17 protein-coding genes are annotated in these 22,479 nt (G+C 63.7%); 5 read left to right on the top strand and 12 right to left on the bottom strand.

Annotated elements, in window-relative coordinates; genetic code table 11:
• Nucleotides 1–2: 2 nt before the first annotated feature.
• Nucleotides 3–1,208 carry an ABC transporter substrate-binding protein gene (locus JKL45_RS00685; RefSeq protein ID WP_201859190.1) on the bottom strand — a complete coding sequence of 402 codons (1,206 nt, stop codon included), beginning with the start codon at nucleotides 1,206–1,208 and terminating at the stop codon, nucleotides 3–5.
• A gap of 159 nt (nucleotides 1,209–1,367) precedes the next feature.
• On the opposite strand from JKL45_RS00685, the gene JKL45_RS00680 reads away from it, so the two are divergent.
• The 4 genes from JKL45_RS00680 (at nucleotide 1,368) to JKL45_RS00665 (ending at nucleotide 4,793) form a co-directional block, all read left to right on the top strand.
• On the top strand, nucleotides 1,368–2,555 hold the full coding sequence (locus JKL45_RS00680) for an amidase (RefSeq protein ID WP_201859189.1): 1,188 nt from the start codon (nucleotides 1,368–1,370) through the stop codon (nucleotides 2,553–2,555).
• A gap of 78 nt (nucleotides 2,556–2,633) precedes the next feature.
• A complete protein-coding gene (locus tag JKL45_RS00675) occupies nucleotides 2,634–3,515 on the top strand; it encodes an SMP-30/gluconolactonase/LRE family protein (protein ID WP_201859188.1) in 882 nt (293 codons plus the stop codon).
• A gap of 5 nt (nucleotides 3,516–3,520) precedes the next feature.
• On the top strand, nucleotides 3,521–4,534 hold the full coding sequence (locus JKL45_RS00670) for an aldose epimerase family protein (RefSeq protein ID WP_201859187.1): 1,014 nt from the start codon (nucleotides 3,521–3,523) through the stop codon (nucleotides 4,532–4,534).
• Nucleotides 4,535–4,619: 85 nt separating this feature from the next.
• Entirely contained in the window at nucleotides 4,620–4,793 is a 174-nt protein-coding gene (locus tag JKL45_RS00665; RefSeq protein ID WP_201859186.1) for a hypothetical protein, read from the top strand.
• 30 nt (nucleotides 4,794–4,823) lie between these two features.
• Here JKL45_RS00665 and JKL45_RS00660 read toward each other — a convergent pair whose 3' ends face one another.
• The gene (locus JKL45_RS00660) at nucleotides 4,824–6,902 is read right to left on the bottom strand and encodes a M3 family metallopeptidase (protein WP_201859185.1); all 2,079 of its coding nucleotides are present in this window, start codon (nucleotides 6,900–6,902) and stop codon (nucleotides 4,824–4,826) included.
• Between the two features lie 45 nt (nucleotides 6,903–6,947).
• Nucleotides 6,948–7,739, bottom strand: coding sequence for a dienelactone hydrolase family protein (locus JKL45_RS00655; protein ID WP_246498201.1), 792 nt, complete (start codon nucleotides 7,737–7,739; stop codon nucleotides 6,948–6,950).
• 192 nt (nucleotides 7,740–7,931) lie between these two features.
• Here JKL45_RS00655 and JKL45_RS00650 point away from each other — a divergent pair, with 192 nt between their 5' ends.
• Nucleotides 7,932–9,950, top strand: a complete 2,019-nt coding sequence (locus JKL45_RS00650) for an AI-2E family transporter (RefSeq protein WP_201859184.1) — start codon at nucleotides 7,932–7,934, stop codon at nucleotides 9,948–9,950.
• 82 nt (nucleotides 9,951–10,032) lie between these two features.
• Here JKL45_RS00650 and JKL45_RS00645 read toward each other — a convergent pair whose 3' ends face one another.
• The 9 genes from JKL45_RS00645 to JKL45_RS00605 form a co-directional block, all read right to left on the bottom strand.
• Nucleotides 10,033–10,860: an ABC transporter ATP-binding protein gene (locus JKL45_RS00645; RefSeq protein WP_201859183.1), complete on the bottom strand. Its 828-nt coding sequence runs from the start codon at nucleotides 10,858–10,860 to the stop codon at nucleotides 10,033–10,035.
• Nucleotides 10,857–11,714, bottom strand: a complete 858-nt coding sequence (locus JKL45_RS00640) for an ABC transporter ATP-binding protein (RefSeq protein WP_201859182.1) — start codon at nucleotides 11,712–11,714, stop codon at nucleotides 10,857–10,859. Before JKL45_RS00640 ends, JKL45_RS00645 begins: the two co-directional genes overlap by 4 nt.
• 2 nt (nucleotides 11,715–11,716) lie before the next feature.
• Nucleotides 11,717–12,631 (bottom strand): ABC transporter permease subunit, encoded by a 915-nt coding sequence (locus tag JKL45_RS00635; RefSeq protein ID WP_201859181.1) that lies wholly within the window; start codon nucleotides 12,629–12,631, stop codon nucleotides 11,717–11,719.
• On the bottom strand, nucleotides 12,628–13,638 hold the full coding sequence (locus JKL45_RS00630; protein WP_201859180.1) for an ABC transporter permease subunit: 1,011 nt from the start codon (nucleotides 13,636–13,638) through the stop codon (nucleotides 12,628–12,630). Before JKL45_RS00630 ends, JKL45_RS00635 begins: the two co-directional genes overlap by 4 nt.
• A 64-nt stretch (nucleotides 13,639–13,702) precedes the next feature.
• Complete coding sequence (locus tag JKL45_RS00625) at nucleotides 13,703–15,304, bottom strand: ABC transporter substrate-binding protein (protein ID WP_201859179.1); 1,602 nt, start codon at nucleotides 15,302–15,304, stop codon at nucleotides 13,703–13,705.
• A 258-nt stretch (nucleotides 15,305–15,562) separates the two neighbouring features.
• On the bottom strand, nucleotides 15,563–17,464 hold the full coding sequence (locus JKL45_RS00620) for a response regulator (RefSeq protein ID WP_201859178.1): 1,902 nt from the start codon (nucleotides 17,462–17,464) through the stop codon (nucleotides 15,563–15,565).
• Complete coding sequence (locus JKL45_RS00615; RefSeq protein WP_201859177.1) at nucleotides 17,461–19,185, bottom strand: response regulator; 1,725 nt, start codon at nucleotides 19,183–19,185, stop codon at nucleotides 17,461–17,463. The genes JKL45_RS00620 and JKL45_RS00615 overlap by 4 nt, the downstream gene beginning before the upstream one ends.
• On the bottom strand, nucleotides 19,182–20,249 hold the full coding sequence (gene cheB, locus JKL45_RS00610) for a chemotaxis-specific protein-glutamate methyltransferase CheB (protein ID WP_201859176.1): 1,068 nt from the start codon (nucleotides 20,247–20,249) through the stop codon (nucleotides 19,182–19,184). The genes JKL45_RS00615 and cheB overlap by 4 nt, the downstream gene beginning before the upstream one ends.
• A gap of 10 nt (nucleotides 20,250–20,259) precedes the next feature.
• Entirely contained in the window at nucleotides 20,260–22,476 is a 2,217-nt protein-coding gene (locus JKL45_RS00605) for a hybrid sensor histidine kinase/response regulator (RefSeq protein ID WP_201859175.1), read from the bottom strand.
• Between the last annotated feature and the right edge of the window lie 3 nt (nucleotides 22,477–22,479).

The raw sequence follows: 22,479 nt of genomic DNA, 5'->3' as shown, positions 1-22,479 counted from the left end.
TGCTAGTCCTTCCGAACCGCCTTCACCTCGGCCTCCGTCGGCATGAACGAGGCGCCGTCCTGGTAGGTCCAGTCGGTCATGCCCCCAGCTGCACCTTTCAGCACGAGCTTGCCGACCCAGGCGCCCATGGTGGCCTGGTTGTCGATGCCGCGCATGGTGACGGGGCCGATCACGGTGTCGAACTTTGCGTCCTCGAGCGCCTTGATGATGGCATCCGTCTCCGTGGAGCCGGCGCGCTCGATGGAATCGCCAATCATGGTCATGACCATGTAGCCCAGAAGCGAGCCGAGGCGCGGCGTGTCGTTGTACTTGGCGCGATAGGCGTCGATGAATGCCTTGTGCTTGGGCTCCTTGATCTCGTCCCAGGGATAGCCGGTCACGGTCCAGCCCTCGGGCACCTCGTCCTTCAGCGGCAGGAGCCATTCGGGCTCGCCGGTCAGGAGGGACAGAACGGTCGTGTCCTCGAAGAGCCCGCGGGTGTTGCCCTCGCGCACGAACTGGGTGAGGTCGGGGCCGAAGAGTACGTTGAAGATGCCGTCGGGCTTTGCCTGCTCGATCGCGGACGCGGTGGCGCCCGCCTCGATCTTGCCGAGGGCCGGGTACTGCTCGGCGACGATCTGGGCGCCGGGCACACGCTCCTGGATCAGGCGCTTGAACACGGCGGCGGCCGACTGGCCGTACTCGTAGTTCGGCGCCACGATGGCCCAGCGCTTGGCCCCGGAGGCCTTGGCCTGATCCACCAGCATGCCGACCTGCATGAAGTTGTTGGGCCGGATGCGGAAGGTATAGCGGTTGCCTTGAGCCATCGTCACGGCATCGGTGAGCGGCTCGGCCGCGATATAGACGATCTTCTTCTGGTTGGCGTAGTCGGCCATGGCGACGCCGACATTGGACAGGAACGAACCGAAGAGCAGCGAAACGCCCTCGCGGCTTACGAGTTCGTCGGCCACGCGGGTGGCGCTGCCCGTGGTGGCGCCGTCGTCGCGCGAGACGATCTCGATCTTGCGGCCGAGCACGCCGCCCTTAGCGTTGATCTCGTCCAAGGCCATCTGCCAGCCGTTGCGGTAGGGAACGGTGAAGGCCGCCCATTGCGCATAGGAATTCAGTTCGCCGATCTTGATCGGGGCCTGCTGCGCCTGAGCCGCCGGAGCCCCGAGGGCAAGAGCCGCTCCAAAAGCCAGCCAGCGGATCGTCGATGTTGTCGCCATCACGGCATCCCTTCAATCGAGAACGTGCGAGGATTTAGGGCCAACTGGGCCGAGAAGAAAGACACAAACTGCCAAGGTTCGCGAAATCCTGCCTTGCCCCTCACCGGGAGAGGATGACACATTCGCGGTTCTTTCTGTTCCTCCAAGCGCAGCAGAGCCATGCTTCTTGACCATGATCCCGCCCATGCCTTCATGCCCTATCCGGCCGTTTCGGTTCCCCATGCGCCAGCAGGGCCGCTGTCCGGCCTGACCTTCGCGGCCAAGGATCTGTTCGATGTAGCGGGCTATCCGACGAGTGCGGGATCGCCGCATATGCTCGCCATGTCAGGCATCAGGACCCGGACGGCGCCGACCGTCCAGAAGCTTCTCGATGCCGGTGCGCGGCTCGTGGGCAAGACCATCACGGACGAGCTCGCCTTCTCCATGAGCGGCAAGAACGCCCATTTCGGCACGCCGGTGAACGGCGGCGCGCCCGACCGAATCCCTGGAGGATCGTCCTCCGGCTCGGCGGCCGCCGTCTCGAATGGCTTGTGCGATTTTGCGCTGGGCACCGATACAGGCGGCTCCGTGCGGGCGCCGGCCAACCATTGCGGCCTCTTCGGCATCCGGCCGACCCATGCCCGGGTGAGTCTCGAACTCTGCCACGATCTGGCTCCGTCCTTCGACACCTGCGGCTACTTCACCCGGGATGGCGCCACCTTCGAACGGGTCGGCGCGGTGCTGCTGGGCGAAGATGCGACGCCCCTGCCGCAGAAGCGTCGGGTGCTCCTGGCGCGGGACGCCTTCGGACTGCTCCACGGGCCAGTGCGGGAGGCGCTCGCGCCGGCCCTGCGCCAGACCGAAGCGGTGCTGGGCGAGGCGCAGGAGGCCGATGTGGCGACCGAGGGCTTCACGGCGCTCTACTGGGCCATGCGCTACATCCAGAGCCGGGAGGCCTGGGCGGTCGATGGACCGATGATCGAGCGCTACAATCCGCCCCTCGGCCCTGGCGTAGCCGACCGGTTCGAATTCTCGAAAGCCGTGACCGATAGCCAGTTCACGGAAGCCCAGGTGATTCGCGCCGCGTTCCGCAAGCGGTTCAACGCTCTGCTCGGCACGGATGCGGTGCTGATCCTGCCGACCATGCCCGACATCGCCCCGCTCCTCACCGAGAGCGACGAATCGCTGAACGATTACCGCAACAACGCTCTGAACCTGCTCTGCCTGTCGGTGCTGACCGGCCTGCCGCAGGTGTCGATCCCGCTCGCCTCCCGGTTGGGCGCTCCGCTGGGGCTGTCCCTGATGGGGCCTGCCGGGTCGGACCTGAGCCTCGTGAGGCTGGCGCGCCGCATCGCGGAGAGCGCGTAACCTGACGGACCCATCGGACGCCGCCGGAGTTACCGGCAGAGCGAGACGCACATCACGAGACTTATTCAAGGGAAAGCCATGACCCATCCAGCCGTTCACCCGGAAACGCCGCATGTGGCGGTGGCCAGCGCCTGTGTGCTGGGGGAAGGACCGGTGTGGGATCACCGCTCGAACACCCTGTTCTGGGTCGACATCAAGAACCCGGGGGTTTGGCGCTATCGTCCTGACACAAAGGAGCATTTCCGTGTCGATGCGCCTGAGCGGATCGGATTCATCGCCCTGACCCCTGACGAGGATGTGGTGGTCGCCGGCTTCAAGTCCGGACTTGCCCGGTTCAATCTCAGGACCGGTGCGGTCGAGCCCATCGTGTCGCCGGACAAAGACAAGCCCAATAATCGCATCAACGACGGCCATGTGGGCCCGGACGGGGCGATCTATTTCGGCACCATGGATGACGAGGAGGAGAATGCCTCCGGGGCCTTCTGGCGCTGGGACGGCAAGGAGCTGACCCAGTTCCATTCCGGCATCGTGGTCACCAACGGTCCGGCCTTCAGCCATGACGGGCAGAGGATCTACGCGACGGACACGACGGGCCAGACGATCTACGCCCTCGACGCGGGCGGTGGCCGGATCGGCGAGCCGCGCCACTTTACCCGTTTCGAGCAGAGCTGGGGCCATCCGGACGGCATGGCAGTCGATGCGGAAGGCCATGTTTGGGTCTGCCACTGGGGCGCCTCACGCATCACGCGCTTTGCCCCCGATGGCACGGTGGAGCGCACCGTGTCGGTGCCGACCGCCCAGGTGACGAAATGCGCCTTCGGCGGTCCCGATCTCACCACGCTCTACATCACCACCGCGGCCATCGGCCGGGATCCGCATATCGACGTGATGGCGGGCCACCTCTTCAAGGTGGAGACCAGCGGCATCCGCGGGCTTAAAACCAATATCTTCGAGGGATAGGCACCATGAGCATCGAGCGCTTCGGCTCCCTCAACGGGCAGGATGTTCTGCAGGTTTCGCTCACAGGCCCTGACGGCATGGAGATGAAGGTCCTGACCTGGGGCGCCGTGGTGCGCGATCTCGTCGTGCCCGCCGCGGCAGGCCAGCAGCGCGTGGTACTCGGGCTCAATTCCGTCGAGGATTACGTCGCCCATTCCCCCTATTTCGGCGCCATCGTCGGGCGCCACGCCAATCGCATCGGAGGCGCGTGCTTCACCCTAGACGGAGAGACCTATCGTCTCGACGCCAATGAGGGCCGCAATCAACTCCATGGCGGCACGATGGGCTTCGGCACGCGGCTGTGGAGCATCATTGACCACAGCGCCACCAGCGTCACCTTGAGCCTCGTATCGGAGGATGGCGACATGGGTTATCCGGGCCGGCTTGTGGCCACCTGCACCTATACGCTCTTGCCCTCATGCGGCTTGCGGATCATGCTGGAGGCCACCTGTGACCAGCCCACGCCGGTAAACCTCACCACCCACGGCTATTTCAACCTCGATGGCAGCGCGGACATTCTTGCGCACCACCTGATGATCGCCGCCGACTACACCACGCCGACCCGCCCGGATCTCATTCCCACGGGAGAGATCCGACGCGTGGCGAATACCGGTTACGACTTCACCACCTTGAGGCCTATCGGCGCGGCCGAGTTCACGCAGGAGCGCATTCTCTACGACGTCAACTACGTGCTTCATGGACCCTACGGGGACATTCGCCACGCCGCGACCGTCGCGTCGATGAAGAGCGGGGTGTCCATGGAACTCTGGACCACGGAGCCCGGCGTTCAGTTCTATGACGGGCACCTGATGGACATGCCAGTACAGAGCCTGGATGGGGTGAAGTACAGCCGGCATGGAGGGCTTTGCCTGGAGCCGCAGCGCTTCCCCGACAGCCCCAATAAAGCCCATTTTCCGTCGTCTCTACTGATGCCAGGACAGGTGTCGCGCCAGATCAGCGAGCTGAGGTTCACTCGCTGATGCAAGGAACTTTGCTCATGTGTGCGGGTTCTTCTTTGTAGGCGTTGCGTTTCCAGACAAACACAAACAGTAGGGGAGGGCGCCCATGCCGGTGCTCGATGCGAAGGCCTTGGAAATCGATCCCAAGGGAATGGTTTTCCTGAAAAGCATCCTGCGCCCGCTCGCCTCTTCCGAGGTAACCCCGAAGGATAGTTCCCGCAGCATTCGAATCCGGCTTCACCTGCCGAGGCGAACACGCGAGGCCGCCAGTCTGGCGTGACGGGCTCTTCGAGCCCGCCACTGTTCTCCATCAAGCATCCGCACCTGCACCGACTAGCCCGCGCTTGGCCAGGAGAGCGTCTGCCGTTGGCAAGCGTCCCCTGAAGGCCGTGTAGGCCTCGGCTGGATCGCGCAGGTTACCGGCGGAGTAGATGAAGCGTTTCAGCTTATCGGCCATATCGCGGTTGAAGGCATCGCCCGTTTCCTCGAAAGCCGTGAAGGCATCCGCGTCGAGCACCTCCGACCAGAGATAGCTGTAATAGCCTGACGAATAGCCGTCGCCCGAGAACACGTGCGTGAAATGCGGCGTGCGGTGGCGCATGATGATCTCGCGCGGCATGCCGATTTTCTTCAGCGTTTCAGCCTCGAAGGCGGATGCGTCGAGATTGCTCAGATCCTTGCGGCGATGCAGTTCGAGATCGACGAAGGCCGAGGCGAGATACTCGATCGTGGCGAAACCCTGGTTGAAGTTGCGCGCCGCCATGAGACGCTCAAGCAGTTCTTCCGGGATCGGCTCGCCCGTCCGGTAATGGGTTGCGTAGCGGCGAAGGATATCGGGCTGCGACAGCCAGTGCTCATAGAGTTGCGAGGGAAGCTCCACGAAGTCCGTCGACACGGCCGTGCCCGCCAGAAGCGGATAGGTCACGTTTGAGAGGAGACCGTGCAGGCCGTGACCGAATTCATGGAACAGCGTGCGTGCATCGTCGAAGCTGAGGAGCGACGGCTCGCCTGTGCCGCCCTTCGCGAAGTTCATCACGTTGACGATGATCGGGCGAATGTCGCCGGTGAGCCGTTCCTGCGAGCGGAAGGCGCTCATCCAAGCGCCGCTGCGCTTCGACGAGCGCGCGAAATAATCGCCGATGAAGGTACCGATATCCTGCCCACCGGCATCCACCACCTTCCAGGCGCGGATATCGGGATGATACTTCGGGAAATCCTTCAACTCCTGGAAGCTCAGGCCGAAGAGTCGATGCGCCGTCTCGAAGGAGGCCTCGATGATGCGGTCGAGCTGGAAGTAGGGCTTGATGACAGCCTCATCGAGATTGTGGCGCGCCATGCGGACCTGATCCGCATAATGGCGCCAGTCCCACGGCTCGATGGCGATGTTGTCGCCGATGGATTGCGCCTGCGCCTGCAGGTCGTTGCGCTCCCACTCCGCACGGGCGCGGGCCGGTGTCCACACGTCGTTCAGGAGCTTCAGCACGTTGTCGGGCGTCTTCGCCATCGTGTCGGCGAGCTTGAAGTCCGCGAAGGTCTCGTAGCCGAGAAGCTTCGCCCGCTCGGCACGCAGGGACGCCGTCTCGGCGATGATGGCCTTGTTGTCGGTCGCATTGCCATTGTCGCCGCGCGCTGCCCAGGCCTTGAAGGCCTGCTCGCGCAGGTCGCGCCGCTTGGAGAACTGCAGGAACGGCTCGATGCTAGAGCGGGACAGCGTGATGACATATTTGCCCTTGAGCCCACGCTCTTCGGCAGCCTGGGCGGCTGCCTCGCGCAGGAAGGAGGGCAGACCTTCGAGATCCGCCTCGCCGTCGAGAACGAGCTGATAGGATTTCTCGTCCGCCAGCACGTTCTGCGAGAACTGCGTGCCGAGGCTCGCAAGCCGCTCGGTGATCGCGGCGAGGCGCTTCTTCTCCTCAGTCCCGAGCTTGGCGCCGGCGCGCACGAAGATGGTGTGATAGCGGTCGAGAACGCGCATCTGCTCAGGATCGAGGCTGAGGCTCTCGCGCCTGTCGTAGAGCGCGGCCACGCGCCTGTAGAGCGCCTCGTTCATGAAGATGCTGTTGCGGTGCTTGGCCAGAACTGGCGCCATCTCGCGCTCGATGGCTTGCAGCGCGTCGTTGGTGTGCGAGCCGGCGAGGTTGAAGAACACGCCGCCCACTTTCTTGAGCGTCCGGCCGCTGCGCTCCAGGGCCTCGATGGTGTTGGCGAAGGAGGGAGCTTCCGTGCTCTCGGCGATCGCCGCAATCTGCGCTTGCTGCTCGGCGAGCGCGGTGTCGAAGGCGGGCCTGTAATGCTCCGGTGCGATGCTCTCGAAGGGCGGTAGACCGAATGGGGTCGACCACTGCGTGAGAAGGGGATTGCCCGCGAGGGCCGCGTCGGAAGCCGTCATGGTTGCTCCTGCCTATTGATGAAGTGACCTCAAGTCTTAGTCGTGTCAGCCGTCGACGGAAAGAGGGCCTGCCTCCATCGACGCTCGGCTGCCCGCAAGGTGGCGCTGCAGGAAAGCCAGTGCCCTGCGCGTTGCATCCTCTTCCGCCGCGCCCCTGAAGCCGTGCCCCTGACCGGGATAGACCTTCACCTCGTGCGGCACGTTCTGCTGGCGCAGCAGGGCTTCCACCGCATAGGCATTGGCCACCGGCACGATGGGATCGGCCGAGCCGTGCAGCACCAGGGTCGGCGGCAGCCGCGACGTGGTGGCGATCGCGCCCTGCGGCAGGGGGCCGAAATAGTTCACCAGCGCCTTCACGCGCGGATCGGTGCTCGACACGGCGAGCCCCAAGGCTGCGCCCAGGGAAATGCCCACGATGCCGATACGGCTCGGGTCGGCGCCCGGATGCTTTGCCGCAAAGGCGAGTGCATCCTGGACCGTGCTCATCCACGGCATGAAGTTCTGGAACAGGGTGCCGAACGAAGCCCGCTTCTCGCCCGTACGGTCGAGATAGTGGACCAGGTGAACCTGATAGCCCGCGGCCGCCACTGTGCGGGCCGCTTCGCGATACTGGCCGTTATAGCCCAAGCCATCGGCTCCATGCAGCATGAGGAGCGTGGGGCGGGGTGAGGCGCCGGGCCCTTGAAAGGTTTCGACGGCAATCGCCTTGCCGCCGCTCTTGAACGCGTTGCGCTGTGCGGTGAGGGGCATCGAGAGAGACTTGTCCTGTTGGGCCTGAGCGTTGGAAGAGACAGCAAGGGCTGCCCCGATCAGAAGGTTGCGTCTGGTGATCGACATGGGAGATTGGAGCCGCTCGGCGGGAATTTCGTACCCTTGAGATGGGTGCGCATGCCTGCCGCTTGCAGATGGCAAAAGGTCCCAGCATTTCGAGCGGACAAGCTTTCGGCCAAGCTTAAGGATCGTTTCAGGCTTGAGCACGTTGTTTGCAGGCCAGCGGGATTGTCTCGCTGGCCTGCAGAGATCACCTGAATGCGCCCCGCACCTACCCCTGCGCCCCCTCCGGAGACGGAGATCCAGCCCCCGGGCGTTCCGGGGCTCTCCGGCCTGTTGACCCTGGCCGTGTGTGTTGTCGTGCTGGCTGCGCTCTATGTCGGGCGCGAGGTGTTCCTGCCCGTGGTGCTCGCCATCCTGCTGGCGTTCGTGCTCGCGCCCTTCGTCGAGCTGTTGCGCCGGTGGCGCCTCGGCCGGGTGCCCGCCGTCATCATTGCCGTGCTGGTGGCTTTAGGGATCATCGTGTCCCTGGCCACCGTCATCGGCTTCCAGGTGGCGGGTCTGGCGTCCGATCTGCCGCGCTATCAGAGCACGATCGAGACCAAGATCGGCCACCTGCGCGAGGGCTCTCTCGGCAAGCTGCCGGCGCTCCTGAAGGATTTCGGCCGCCGTTTCGATCAGGCCGTCGCGGAGCCGCCGCCGGAACAGAAGGCGCCGGCGTCTCCCAGTGTCGCTACGCCCCCGCCGCCTGCGGAGCCGAACCCTCTTCCGGTGGAGGTGCACGAGCCGGATCCAACCCCGGCCCAAGTCGCTCGCAATGTGCTCTTGCCCCTGCTCGAGCCTTTGGCCACCATGGGCATCGTATTCGTCGTTCTGGTCTTCATCCTGATGCAGCGCGAGGATTTGCGTGACCGGATGATCCGCCTGTTCGGAGCCAGCGACCTGCATCGCGCCACAGCCGCCATGGACGATGCCGCCCGGCGCCTCAGCCGTTACTTCCTGACCCAGCTCGCGCTGAATGCATCTTTCGGCGTCGTGGCAGCGGCTGGCCTCTGGCTGATCGGGGTCCCGAGCCCGATCCTGTGGGGGGTCTTTGCGGCCCTCATGCGCTTCGTGCCCTATATCGGGTCGTTTCTCGCTGCCGTGCCGCCGATCCTGCTGGCCGCTTCCGTCGATCCCGGCTGGTCCATGGCCCTCATGACGCTTGCGCTGTACGCCATCGGCGAACCCCTGATGGGGCATGTGGTCGAGCCTATCGTCTATGGGCAGAGCACAGGTCTTTCCCCCTTCTCGGTCGTTATCTCGGCCATCTTCTGGACTTGGATGTGGGGACCGGTCGGCCTCCTCATCGCAACGCCCCTCACTCTCTGCCTCGTGGTGCTGGGTCGGCATGTGGAACGGCTCGAGTTTCTCGACGTGCTGCTTGGCGACAGGCCTGCCCTGACGCCGGCCGAGAACCTCTATCAACGCATGCTCGCCGGCGACCCGGACGAATCGTTGGAGTCTGCGGAAGTCCTCCTGAAGGAACGCTCGCTGACGTCCTATTACGATGAAGTTGCCCTGAGAGGGCTCCAGCTCGCGGCCAACGATGCGACGCGCGGCGTTCTCACCCAGCGCCAGCTCGAGCAGGTCAAGGATGTGATTCGGGCCCTCGTGCAGGATCTGGGCGGGCACGATGATGTGGAGCCTGAGCCGGAGGATACCGAGGACAATCCGGTGGCGGCTCCTGCCAGCGAGAAGCCAGTCAACAAGGAACCGGCAATGCCCGAGTCCTTGCCGGAGGAGAGCCGCATTCCGGAGGCCTGGAGGGCGGAGGGAGCGGTGCTGTGCGTCGCAGGTCGCGGACCTCTCGACGAGGCGGCTTCCGAGATGCTGGCGCAGCTCCTGAGCAAGCACGGGCTCGGCACGCGTGTGGTGCCGCATGAGGCCGTGTCGCGCAGGCAGATATTCAACCTCGATATGACCGGCGTGCAGATGGTGTGCATCAGCTATCTGGAGATCAGCGGCACGCCGGCGCATCTGCGCTACTTGCTGCGGCGGCTGAAGCAGAAGGCCAAGGCTCCGACCCTGGTCGGCCTTTGGCCTGCGGAGGATGCGGTGCTGAAAAGCGAAACCATGCGCGCTACGCTCGGCGCCGATCACTACGTCTCGTCCCTGCGCGATACGGTGGTGCAGTGCCTGAAGGTGGCGACCGGCGAGGAGAAGCTGCCGGAAGCTGTGGATTCGGCGAGTGCCGATAAGACAACGGCAGCCAAACGGCTGCCGTTGCCAGCTTGATGCTCTCATCAAGAAGAAAGCGTCGGATTGATTCCAAAAGTGCAAGTCCACTTTTGGGTCCGAGGCTTTAAGTCTGCTTCCGTCAGGCCGCGTTCTTCCGGGCCAGTCGCGCCTTAATGCTCGCAGGGTCCGCACGCGGCGTCGCGGCAAACAGCGTCTTGGTGTAGTCGTGCTTCGGATCGGTGAACACCTGGTCTCGGGTGCCGTACTCCACCGCTTCGCCGAAATACATCACCATCACATGATCGGCGATGTAGCGAACCACTGACAGGTCGTGGCTGATGAAGACATACGTGAGGTTGAACTCGTCCTGGAGATCCGCCAGCAGATTGAGCACTTGCGCCTGAACCGAAAGGTCGAGCGCCGAGACCGGCTCGTCGAGAACGAGCAGGCTCGGGTTGAGCATAAGCGCCCGCGCGATCGCGATGCGCTGCCGTTGGCCGCCGGAGAACATGTGCGGATAACGGCCGTAATGCTCTTCACTGAGCCCGACCTTCTTCAGCATCGCCATGGCCCGATCCCGGCGCTCGCCTGCCGAGACGTTGCCGTGGATCACCAAGGGTGTCGCCAACACGTCACCGATCTTCTGGCGCGGATTGAGTGAGCCGTAAGGGTTCTGGAAGACGATCTGCACCTCGCGCCGCAGGTCCTTCGTCAAGTCTCCCTTTGCGATGTCGACCTTCTTCCCCTGGATGAGGAGATCGCCGGAGGTCGCAGGGTCGATCAGCGTCAGAATGCGTGCCAGCGTAGACTTGCCGCAGCCGCTCTCGCCGACGATGGCAAGGGTCTTGCCCTTTTCGACCGTGAAGCTCACGCCCTTCACGGCATGAACGGTCCTGCCCTTGGAGAAGAGGCCTCCGGGCATGTGGTAATCCCGGACGATGTTCCGGGCTTCGAGAACGACACTCATGATACGGCTGCTCCGGAGATCTCGCTTCCGTCCTTGAAATAATCCGCGATGGTAGGCAGGCGATCGCCCGTCGCATTGTCGGGCAGGGCGGCGAGAAGCGCCTTCGTGTAGTTGCTGCGCGGGTTCTCGAACAACGACAGAACGTCCGCCTCTTCCATCTTGCGGCCCTTGTACTGAACCACGACACGGTCGGCGGTCTCTGCGACCACGCCCATGTTGTGGGTGATCATGATCATGCCCATCCCGTGCTCGGCCTGAAGCTTCACGAGAAGGTCGAGGATCTGCTTCTGGATCGTGACGTCGAGCGCGGTGGTCGGCTCGTCGGCGATCAGGAGCTTCGGGTTGCAGGCGATGGCCATGGCGATCATCACGCGCTGGCATTGACCGCCAGACATCTGATGCGGGAACGATTCCAGGCGCTCGGCGGGATCCGGGATGCCGACCGCGGTCAGCAACTCGATGGCACGCGCCTGCCGCTCCTTCCGCCCGAGGCCGAGGTGGAAGCGCAGCACTTCCTCGATCTGGAAGCCGATCGTGTAGCAGGGATTGAGGCTTGCCACCGGCTCCTGAAAGATCATCGCGATATCCTTGCCGACGATCTTGCGGCGCTCGGAATCGGACAACGTCAGAAGGTCGCGACCATTGAAGGTCATCTTGTCGGCCGTGACTTTCGCCGTCCACGGCAGGAGGCCCATCACTGCGAGCATCGACACGGATTTGCCCGAGCCCGACTCGCCCACGATCGCCAGGACCTCGCGCTCGTGAACCTTGAGCGACACGCCGTCGACCGCCCGGAACATGCCGCCGGAGGTCTGAAACTCGACGACGAGATTCTCGATTTCAAGAAGTGCCATGATCAGGACCTCTTCAGTTTCGGATCGAAGGCGTCGCGCAGACCGTCGCCCAGCAGGTTGAAGGCAAGCACCGTGATGAGGATGGCAAGGCCCGGGAAGGTCACGACCCACCAGGCGCGGAGCACGAACTCGCGGGCATCGGCCAGCATGGTTCCCCATTCGGGGGAGGGCGGCTGCGCGCCAAGGCCGAGGAAGCCGAGCGCGGCGGCATCCAGGATCGCTGTGGAGATGCCGAGCGAGGCTTGCACGATCAGGGGCGCTGTGCAGTTCGGCAGCACTTCCTTGAACATCAGGCGCAAGGGTCCGGCACCGCTGACGCGAGCGGCCATCACGTAATCTTTCGAAACCTCGGTGATGACGGCCGCGCGTGCAAGGCGCACGTAATGCGGCAGGATCACCAACGCTACCGCCATCATCGAGTTCATGAGGCCGGGACCTAAGATCGCCACGATCACGATTGCGAGCAGAAGGCTTGGCAGGGTAAGGATGATGTCCATCAGGCGCATGATTGCGATCTCGGTCACGCCGCGCACATAGCCGGCGATGAGGCCGAGGATTGTGCCGACAACAATCGAGACCATCACGACGACGATGCCGATCAGCAGCGAGAGGCGCGCGCCGTAGATGAGACGCGAGAGCATATCGCGTCCGATCGGATCCGTGCCGAGAGGATAGGCGATCGATCCGCCCTCCTGCCAGAATGGCGGCTTCAGGGCGATTGTCGTGTCCGTGATGTAAGGAGAGTGGGGGGCCACCACATCCGCGAGGAGAGCGATCAGCACCACGCCAACGATTACGAAAAGGCCGGCAACGGCTCCTCGATTGGCGCTGAAATAGCCCCAGAACTCGCGCAAAGGATGGGGAGGGGTGGCCGTCGGCGCGGCGACAGCCGGAGCTTCCATGGTTTCAGTGGTCATCGCGTATGCCTAATGCGCGGATTGATGAGGCCATAAGTCAAATCGACAAGCAGATTCACACTCATGACGATGGCGCCAACGAGCAGGAGGCCCCCTTGGAGGACAGGATAATCGCGGCGGAAGATCGCCTCGATCAGCCACTTGCCGATGCCCGGCCAGGAGAAGATCGTCTCGGTCAGGATGGCGCCGGTGAAGAGCACGCCCACCTGCAGGCCGATCACGGTCACAACCGGAATCATGGCATTGCGCAGGGCATGGAGGGCGATCACGCGAAAACGCGAAAGACCCTTGGCTTTCGCCGTACGGATGTAGTCCTCTCCCAGAACCTCGAGCATGGCCGAGCGCGTCATGCGGGCAATGACCGCAAGCGGCACGGTCCCGAGAACGATAGTCGGCAGGATCAGGTGCTCGAATGCTGAGAGGAACGCTCCCTCATCCTCCGACAGGAGAGAGTCGATCAACAGGAAGCCTGTCACCGGTTCGATATAATAGAGAACATCGATGCGGCCGGAAACCGGTGTCAATCCGAGCTGTACGGAGAACAGCAGAATGAGGATCAGGCCCCACCAGAAGATCGGCATGGAATAACCGGTGAGGGACAAGCCCATTACGCCGTGATCGAAGATCGAATTTCGCCGTGTGGCTGCCAGAATGCCGGCCGGAATCCCGAGCAGCAAGGCAAACAGAATGGCGCAGACGCCCAATTCGACCGTTGCCGGGAATAGGCTCTGAAATTCTGTCAGGACGGATTCGCGCGTGACGATCGATTTGCCGAGATCACCTTGCAGGACGCGGCTGATATAGATTCCATACTGGACCAGCAGGGGCTGATCAAAGCCGAAATCCTTTTTCAACTGCTCGTGACGCGCAGGATCGATGCCGCGCTCACCGGCCATGGTTTCGATCGGGTCGCCAGGGACGAGCCGGATTAGGAAGAAAGCCACCAGCGTAATTCCGATGAAGGTCGGAATGAGGAGACTCAGACGTGTGAGGATGAAGCGGATCATGTCTTAAAAACGGAAAAAGGCGGAGCAGCCAGAGACTGCTCCGCCGGAGGCCAATGGAAAAGCCTTACTTACCCTTGATGTCCACGCCGTAGAAGGTGTGGCGACCGAAAGGCGAGAGCTTGAAGTCGACGACTTCCTTGCGGACCGGCTTCAGCTGCACGGCGTGAGCCACGGTGAACCAGGGAGCCTGCTCCTTGAAGATCACCTGGGCCTGCTCGTAGAGCTTCGTGCGCTCAGCTTGATCGGTCACGACTTTCGCCTTGGTGACCAGATCGTCGAAAGGCTTATAGCAGAACTTCGCAACGTTCGAGCCGGAGGCGCTCTGTGCCGAGGCGCAGCCGAGCAGGGTGTGCAGGAAGTTATCCGGATCGCCGTTGTCGCCGGTCCAGCCGAGCTGCACTGTCTGGTGCTCGCCAGCCTGGGCGCGCTTACGATACTCGCCCCACTCATAGGACTTGATCTCGGCCTTCACGCCGACCTTGGCCAGGTCGGCCTGCATCAGCTCGGCCATGCGCTTGCCGTTCGGGTTGTATGGGCGCTGGACGGGCATAGCCCACAGGTCGGTTTCGAGGCCATTTGGATAGCCGGCCTCTGCCAGGAGCTTCTTGGCCGCTTCCGGGTTGTACTCGTCGTCCTTGATGGACTTGTTGTACGACCACATCGTCGGCGGGATCGGGTTGGTGGCGGGCACGCCCGAGTCGAGGTAGATCGCCTTGACGAGGGCCTTCTTGTCGATCGCCATGTTGAGCGCCTTGCGGACGCGTACATCGTCGAAGGGCTTCTTGGTGGTGTTGTACGCCAGATAGCCAACGTTGAGGCCAGGCTGTTCCATCAGCGTGACGTTCGTGTCCTTCTTGATGGCCTCGAGGTCAGCCGGGTTCGGGTACGGCATGACGTGGCATTCGCCCTTCTGGAGCTTCGCCCAGCGGACGGAAGCATCAGGCGTGATGGCGAACACGAGATCGTCGATCTTCGCCTTGCCGCCCCAATATTCAGGGAAAGCCTTGAAGCGAACGATGGCGTCCTTCTGGTACTGCACCAGGAAGAACGGGCCGGAGCCGATGGGGTCCTGGTCGACCTTTTCAGGGGTGCCGGCCTTCAGCATCGCATCGGCATATTCCTTCGACTGCACGCCAGCCCACTGCATCGCGAGATTGGCGAGGAACGGAGCCTCAGGTTGGTTGATCGTGATCTTGACGGTGTAGTCGTCAACCTTCTCGACCGACTTCAGCAGCTTGGGCATGCCCATGTCGGTGAAGTAGGAGTGGTTCGGGCTCGTGACCTTGAAGTAAGGATTCTCTTCCTTCCACTGACGCTCGAACATGAATACGATGTCGTCGGCGTTCACGTTGCGGGTTGGCTTGAAGCCTTTGTTGGAGTGGAACTTCGCGTTCTTGCGGATATGGAAGGTGTAGACCGTGCCGTCAGCCGAAATGTCCCACTTCTCGGCCAGGCCCGGAACGACCTTGGTGCCGCCGCGCTCGAAATCCACGATGTTGTCGTAGATGTGCTCGTTCACGTCGAACGAGGTGCCGGTGGTGTTGATGCCGGGGTAGAAGTTCTCCGGGCTGCCTTCGGAGCAGTAAACGAGGGTCTTGGCGGCCAGCGGAGCGGCGGCCAGGAAGGCCGGAACGCAGATGGCTGCGAAAAGGGCTGATTTTTTCATTACCTTTGGTCCTCTGAGACGGCTCTACTCATGGCCGTTCTGTGACGGAGTTAAGGTGCGAAGCCCCGATATTGTCAATCTGTCGATGCAACAATGGATAATTTTTAGAGGAAATTAACCATTTTCTGCCCGTGGGGCAGCCTGAAAGATGGCTTTTAACGGTCAAATTTCCGCGATTCTTACCAGTATAGGGTCAGTGGTCGTCCAGGGCAGGTTTGTCCACAATCGGGCAAGGGATCCGTCAGGCTGGGAGAGCCATCATCGCTGCTTTTGCCCGGTGGCCTCGCTGACCTTCGTGGCGAGGTCGGCGCGGCTGAACGGCTTGTGCAGCATCAGATATCCGTCCGGAACGCGCTTGGGATCGGCGTATCCGGTCACGAGCAGGATGCCGACGTCGGGACGGACTTCACGGGCCTTGCAGGCGAGGTCGGTTCCGGTCATGCCCGGCATGGCAAAGTCAGCGATCAGCACGTCGAGGTGGTCGTCGGCCTTCAGAATGTCCAGGGCTGAGGATCCGTCGGCTGCTTCCACGACCCGGTGGCCCATCTCGCTAAGGTAGGCCGCCGTCACCGTGCGAACTTCCGCATCGTCATCAACGAGCAGGATACGGACCTTGGGAGCATCGTGGGCGATGGACTGCTCCTCCTGGTGCCTGTCGTCCTGTGCCTCCACGGCGCGTGAGAGATAGAGTTCCACCGTCGTGCCGACGCCAACCGTGCTCTGTATCGTGACCGTGCCGCCGGATTGCTGCGCCAGACCGTAGACCATGGGAAGGCCCAGGCCTGTCCCCTTGCCCACCTCCTTTGTGGTGAAGAAGGGCTCCAGCACCCGCGCCAACACCTCGGGCGGAATGCCGCTGCCGGTATCTACAACCGAGATAACCACATAATCCCCGCTGGTGAGATCGGTGATCCGGCCTTCCTCGACGGCCTCTTTCCGCGTCGACAGGGTGAGAACCCCGTTCTCGGCCATGGCATCGCGGGCATTGATACACAGGTTCAGGATGGCCAGTTCGAGCTGGTCCGGGTCGACCATGGCGGCCCAAAGCTCTTCCGTGAGATGCCGCTCGATCCGAATCACGCCGCCGAGCGTGCGGGTCAGCAGGTCGCTCATCCCGGTGATGACCTGGTTCACGTCCACGGCCTGCAATCTCAGGTCCCGCTGGCGGCTGAAGCTCAGGAGCCTCTGGGTCAGGGATGCGCCCCGCTCGGCCGCATAAGTGGCATTCTGCAGAAGGCGGGTCAGGCGCGGATCGTCGGGCGCCCGGCGCGAGGCGAGGTCCAGGCTTCCGAGCACCGCCATCAGCAGGTTGTTGAAGTCGTGAGCCACGCCTCCGGCCAGGGTGCCGAGCGCCTGCATCTTGTCGGCCTGACGCAGGCGCATTTCCATCAGCTTGCGCTCCGTGATGTCGCGCTCGATGGTGGCCAGATTGGTGACGCTGCCCTGCTCATCCAGAATCGGAATGTGATTGATGAGGAACCATTGCGTTTTGCCGTCGGGCAGGGTGCGCTCCTCGATCACCTCGTCGGGCTGGCGCGCTTGAATAGCGCGGCGCTCCGCCTCCTCGATCATCGCGGCCCGCTCGGGCGCGATGTAATCCCTTTCCCTGTGGCCCAGGCAGTCGCCGGCTCTGCATCCGAGGCTCTTGGCCTTGCCGGCATTCAGGCGCACGAAGCGGCCTTCCAGATCCTTGAACGAGATCAGATCGCCCGTACTCTCCATCAATCCGTGCAGGAGCGCGCGTTCGGTGTCGAGCTCCCGCGCCAGCATGCGCCGCTGGTAGGCGGTGGCAACCATGTTGGAGAGGGCGGCGGGATCCCAGGGCTTGGGCACGTAGGCCATGATGCGGCCCTTGTTGACCGCGCCGATGACCGCCTTCAGATCCGCATATCCGGTGAGAAGAATGGCTTCCGCATCCGAGACGTTTCGGGCTTTCGCCAGGAACTCGTCGCCCTGCATCTCCGGCATGCGCTGGTCCGAGATGATGATGGCGATTTCCGGCTCAAGCCGAAGGATGTCCAGGGCTTGGGTGGGAGACGAGGCCGTCAGCACCCGGTAATCGTTCTCGAAGAGGTCTTCGAGGGCGATCAGGATGTCCGGCTCGTCGTCGACGACCAGGATCGTGCCATTCGTTGGGTTCATCTCGCTCGGCAAGGTCATGAAACAATCTGCCTCGGGATCGTGATGACGAAGCTGGCGCCGCCCGCCGGCCCGGCCGTTACTGTGATTGATCCCTTGTGGGCCTGGACCACGCTATAGGCGATGGCTAGGCCAAGTCCAGTTCCAGACCCGACGGGCTTGGTGGTGAAGAAAGGCTCGAAGATGCGCTCCCGCAATTCCGGAGAGATTCCCGGTCCCGTATCGCTGATCCTGATCGTATAGGTTGTCTCGTCGCTCTCGGTTTCAATGTCTATGCCGCCCGTCCCCTTGATCGCATCGGCGGCATTGCCGACGATATTCATGACAACCTGGTTGAGCAGGGCGGGTGAGCAGTAGAGATCCGGAACCGCATTGTAGCGTCGGCGCACGTCGATTCGGGTGCCCAGCTTGTGGCCCAGCAGCGCCAGCACGGTCTCGATCGATTCGGGCACGTTGACGGTCTGAAAATCGCCTTCGTCGAGTCGCGAGAAGCGCCGAAGGTTGAGGACGAGTTCCTGAATCCGGCCTAACCCCAGCTTCATGGCGCCGATCCGGTCGCGGGATTTCTGAACCTGCCGCTCCAGTCCCGACTCCGGGGGAAGTTTGGCGGCGATCTCGGCGAGCAGCCGCTCCACGGTTCCCTGGTGCGCCTGGATGAAAGCCAGGGGATTGTTGATCTCGTGGGCGATGCCCGCCACCAGTTCTCCGAGAGAGGCCATCTTGGCGGCCTGGACCAGCTGGGCCTGAGTTCCTTTCAGGAGGTCGTTGGCTTCTTCCAGCTCTCGGTTCGCCTTGGCGAGCGCCTCGGCCGAGGCGGCCTCGGCCCGAGCCCGGGCGAGGGCGAGTTCGCGCTCGCGCAGCTCCGCTTCGATGCGCCAGTTCTCGTCCTGCATGAGCTTGCGCCGGACCAGCGCGCGGATGCGCACCCGCATCCCGTCGGCCTCGATACTCGTGGGAACGATATCGTCGACGCCTGCGGTAAAGGCCCGGGCGAGGAGCTGCCCGCCTTCCTCGTTGCCGAGGCCCACGATGGCAAAGCTCGGAGCGTCCGTTCCGGGCAGGGGCGCGAGGCCCCGGTGGACGTTGAACTGGCGGCACAGCTCGATGCCGTCGAAATGCGGGCTCAGAAGGTTGACCAGGACGCAGTCCCAGTTCGCGTCCGCCGAGCGCATCAGCCGGAGCGCCTCGGCGGGATTTGCCGCTGTCGTGACCGCATAGCCTTCATGGACCAGCATGTTCTGGAGATAGGTGCGCTGCGTGAGGCTGTCGTCCACGATCAGGATGCAGGCCCGGCGGAAGGCCCCGAAGCTGGGCGATTGCCGCTCTTCCTGCTCATCGCTGATGAGGGACGGGCGCCGGCGTAGCAGAGCCTTGATTCGTAGGATGATCAGCTCCTGCTCGGCGGATTTGGAGATGTAGGCGTCGGCCCCGCTCTCGAGCCCCTGCCGCTCGACGGTGCGTTCCTGGGCCTGCGTGAGCATGATGACCGGGATGGCACGGGTGCGAACGTTCAGGCGCATCTGCCGGGTCAGCTCGTCACCGTTCATGCCGGGCAGGTGATAATCGGCGATGACGAGGTCGGGAAGCTTTTCGTTCAGCCCGTCGAGAGCGGCCTCCGCGGTCGAGCGCCAGGACACATGAAAACCGTTCGTCTCCAGCATGTGGCGCAGCTGCAGCGCCTGGGTTTCCGAATCCTCGACGAGAAGGATTTCGGCAGCCTGCACCATGGACCCTGCGCTCATTCGCTCTCTCCTCGGGCCATGCGTAGGATGCGGGGCGCGATAAGGTCGAGGGGCAGGCTGACATTGACGCCGCCCATGCGCGCGGCGGCTGCCGGCATGCCGTAGACGACGGCGGTGCTCTCATCCTCCGCCACCACATAGCCGCCGGCCTGACGCAGCTCGACGAGGCCCTGCGCGCCGTCCTCGCCCATGCCGGTGAGGATCACCCCCAGGCCTCTGCGGCCGAGCGAGCGCGCCATGGACTGGAACAGCATGGTGGCCGAGGGGCGCTGGTTGCCCAGCGGCGGCTCGGCGCTCAGCTTCAGGGTGCCTGCGGAGGAGAGAAGCAGATGCCGGTCGCCGGGCGCAACGTAGACCTGGCCTGGTTTTGGGATCTCCTGGTCTTGGGCGAGCCGCACTTCGAGGGGCACAAGCCCGTTTAACCAGGAGGCGAAACCTTCCAGGAAAGGAGCACCCATGTGCTGAACAAGGAAAATCGGCAGCGGAAAGTCCGGTGGCAGGGCGCCGAGAACCTTCGCGAGCGCCGGCGGTCCGCCAGTCGATGCCGCAATCCCCATGATGCTCGGGCGCATCGCGCTCCATTCCGGCTCGCGCTTCGGGGCGGCTGCCTCGCGCCAGGGCGCGAACGAGCGCTGCCGGACCACGGGCACCTGGCTCATGATGAAGAGCTGGGTGCAGATGGTGCTGGCGATGGCGGCATAGCCGTCGCTGGAGAGGCCGACGGGCTTCTCCACCACCGTGAGCGCGCCGGCCCGCAGCGCGTTCATGGAAATCTTGAGGGAGGAATCCTCGATGCTGCTGGCAATCACCACGATCGGCGTCGGGTGATCCGCCATGATCCTGCGGGTGGCCTCCAGTCCGTCCATTCCCGGAAGGCGGATATCCATGGAGACCACATCCGGCTGGATACGGCCGATCTCCTGCAGGGCCTCTTCCGCCGAGCTGACGGCGGCCGCCACCACAAGGCGCGGGTCGCTGCCGATGATGTGGACGAGCAGCTGACGGACGACGAGGGAATCCTCGACGACCATCACCCGAACCCGAGACTGCGGCGCCATACTCATCACCCGGAACTCACAACACCTGTCCGATCGTGGCCAGCAACTCGCGCTGATCGAACTTCTGCTTGGTAATATAGGCGCTCGCGCCGAGATCGAGGCCCCTGCGCACATCCTCCGGGTCGGCGCGGGACGTCATCAGGATCACCGGAAGGGCGGAAAGCCTCGGGTCGTTCTTGATCGCCTGCAGCAGGCCGAAGCCGTCCATGCGCGGCATTTCCACGTCGGCGATCACCAGATCGATCAGGGCCTCGCCCGAGCGCAGCACATGGAGGGCGTCGATGCCATCGACGCTGAGGACAACCTCGTAGCCCTGCGCCTCCAGAATACTCTTTTCCAGGGTACGGGTGGTGATCGAATCGTCGACCACGAGGATCGTCCGGGCCTGGCGCTCCTCCTCCTGGGCCCATCTGGCGAAACCCGGGCTGGCGGCCGCAAGGCTGCCTTCGTTCCCAATCCAGTGCTCGATCAGCCGGTCCGGGCTGAGCACGAGAGCCGGCATCTCGTCTTCCATGAGCACGGTTCCGGAGACCATGTCGTTCAACCCGATGGCCTGGACGTCGCTGACGAGCATCGTCCGCACGTCGTGGAAGGCGTTGACCGCAAGGGCGCAGGTTCGGGAGCCGTGGCGCACGAGAACGGCCTTCACGTGTCCGGCCTCGGTGGGGAGGGGGGCATTGGGGGATCCTGTCAGAGCGGCAAGGGCGACAACCGGAACGACAACGTCCTGCCCCCCGATCTCGATCCGGGCTGCCGGACGGCCTTCCACGCTCTCCAGGGAATCGGCACGCAGGCGCAGGAGGCGCTCCACCGCATGGGCCGGCAGCCCGAGCATGCGGCTCTCCGCCTCGAGCAGCAGCAGGGATTGGCGGGCGGCCGTGAACGGCACGTTCAGCAGAACCTCCGTGCCGTGCGGGTAGCGGGGCCGGAGCAGAACGGATCCCTGCAGCTTGCGGACCGCTTCTGCCACCACGGACAGGCCGATGCCGCGGCCCGACAGGCTGTCGACTTCGCCTGCGGTCGAGAAACCCGGCGTGAAGACGAGGGCGAGGAGCTGATCCATCATCGGCGGCGGGTGCCCCGGCGCTCTGGGCTGGAGCAATCCGCGCTCGACGGCCACCTGCTCGATGCGGGCGAGATCGGGGCCGCGTCCATCGTCGCGGATGCTGATGACGAGCCGGCCGCCGCGTGAGGCCAGTTCCAGGGTGACCTCGGCCTGCTCGGGCTTGCCCCTGGCGACACGCTCCTCCAAGGGCTCCGCGCCATGGCTCACCGCATTGCGCAGAAGATGCATCACGGGATCCTTGAGCGCTTGAAGCACCTGCCGGTCCACTTGGATGTCGAGGCCGATGCTGCGCACATGCACATCCCGATTGGCCTTGCGGGCGATCTCTCGCACCATCTGCCCGAAGCCGCCGAACACCGTCTCGGCTGAGACGAGCGACACCCGGTCGATGTTCTCGCGGACCTGCCGGGCGGTCTGATCGATGGACCAGCTCGAATGCCGCCTCTCGCGGGTCAGGGCGGAGACTCTGCGGAACAATCCCTTCAAGCCCTGATCGAAATCGCGCAGGCGCGGGGCGAACGAAGCGGCGCTGCGCCGGGTGGGGTCAAATCCCTGCTGCGCGGCCGCGCCCGATGCGTTCATCTGTTCATGCAGCTGATCCCAGCCCCGCCTCAAGCCACGGATATCGAGTTCGATCTGCCGCAAGTCATCATCCAGGCGCTCGTTCGCCTGCAGCATGGTCAGAAGCTGGTGCATGGAGGTGGAGAGTTCCTCCATCTGCTCGGCCGAGACGCGCAGGTATGAGCTGCTGCCGGTGTCGGTAGCCAGGTCGGCTTTCGGAAGTGCGGGCTCCGGTTCGCGAGGTCCTGCTGCCGAGGCCGGCGCGGGCTGCACGGGCGCCTGAGAAGCAGGCGGATTCAAGATATCGGCCACGAGATCTTCGATCGTGTCCAGATTTCTGCGCACCGTGACGATTGTCGGCTCGTCGAGAGATTGCTGCCCTTCGAGAATCTGCGAGAAAAGTGTTTCGAGCTGGTGCGCAACCTCCTCCACGGAAGGCATGTCGACAGCTCGGGCCGCACCTTTCAGGCTGTGCGCCCGGCGAAAGACATCCGTCATGTCGATCTCGCCACGGCCGGCATGATCGAGCGCAGATCGGATCGCATCGAGATGCTCCCGATGTTCCGCGTCGAAGGCCGCCAGCAGCTGTTTGCGGATATCCGTCACGAT

The organism is Microvirga soli, from assembly GCF_016734765.1.
GTDB lineage: Bacteria > Pseudomonadota > Alphaproteobacteria > Rhizobiales > Beijerinckiaceae > Microvirga > Microvirga soli.
This window is presented reverse-complemented; position numbering and strand designations above follow the sequence as displayed.

What these genes read in the sequence shown, in the direction of transcription:
- JKL45_RS00645 (WP_201859183.1), bottom strand. Translation starts at nt 10,860, where the DNA reads ATGAGTGTCGTTCTCGAAGCCCGGAACATCGTCCGGGATTACCACATG.
- JKL45_RS00650 (WP_201859184.1), top strand. Translation starts at nt 7,932, where the DNA reads ATGCGCCCCGCACCTACCCCTGCGCCCCCTCCGGAGACGGAGATCCAG.
- cheB (WP_201859176.1), bottom strand. Translation starts at nt 20,249, where the DNA reads ATGAGTATGGCGCCGCAGTCTCGGGTTCGGGTGATGGTCGTCGAGGAT.
- JKL45_RS00670 (WP_201859187.1), top strand. Translation starts at nt 3,521, where the DNA reads ATGAGCATCGAGCGCTTCGGCTCCCTCAACGGGCAGGATGTTCTGCAG.
- JKL45_RS00615 (WP_201859177.1), bottom strand. Translation starts at nt 19,185, where the DNA reads ATGAGCGCAGGGTCCATGGTGCAGGCTGCCGAAATCCTTCTCGTCGAG.
- JKL45_RS00655 (WP_246498201.1), bottom strand. Translation starts at nt 7,739, where the DNA reads ATGTCGATCACCAGACGCAACCTTCTGATCGGGGCAGCCCTTGCTGTC.
- JKL45_RS00685 (WP_201859190.1), bottom strand. Translation starts at nt 1,208, where the DNA reads ATGGCGACAACATCGACGATCCGCTGGCTGGCTTTTGGAGCGGCTCTT.
- JKL45_RS00640 (WP_201859182.1), bottom strand. Translation starts at nt 11,714, where the DNA reads ATGGCACTTCTTGAAATCGAGAATCTCGTCGTCGAGTTTCAGACCTCC.
- JKL45_RS00660 (WP_201859185.1), bottom strand. Translation starts at nt 6,902, where the DNA reads ATGACGGCTTCCGACGCGGCCCTCGCGGGCAATCCCCTTCTCACGCAG.
- JKL45_RS00625 (WP_201859179.1), bottom strand. Translation starts at nt 15,304, where the DNA reads ATGAAAAAATCAGCCCTTTTCGCAGCCATCTGCGTTCCGGCCTTCCTG.
- JKL45_RS00635 (WP_201859181.1), bottom strand. Translation starts at nt 12,631, where the DNA reads ATGACCACTGAAACCATGGAAGCTCCGGCTGTCGCCGCGCCGACGGCC.
- JKL45_RS00620 (WP_201859178.1), bottom strand. Translation starts at nt 17,464, where the DNA reads ATGACCTTGCCGAGCGAGATGAACCCAACGAATGGCACGATCCTGGTC.
- JKL45_RS00630 (WP_201859180.1), bottom strand. Translation starts at nt 13,638, where the DNA reads ATGATCCGCTTCATCCTCACACGTCTGAGTCTCCTCATTCCGACCTTC.
- JKL45_RS00680 (WP_201859189.1), top strand. Translation starts at nt 1,368, where the DNA reads ATGCTTCTTGACCATGATCCCGCCCATGCCTTCATGCCCTATCCGGCC.
- JKL45_RS00675 (WP_201859188.1), top strand. Translation starts at nt 2,634, where the DNA reads ATGACCCATCCAGCCGTTCACCCGGAAACGCCGCATGTGGCGGTGGCC.
- JKL45_RS00665 (WP_201859186.1), top strand. Translation starts at nt 4,620, where the DNA reads ATGCCGGTGCTCGATGCGAAGGCCTTGGAAATCGATCCCAAGGGAATG.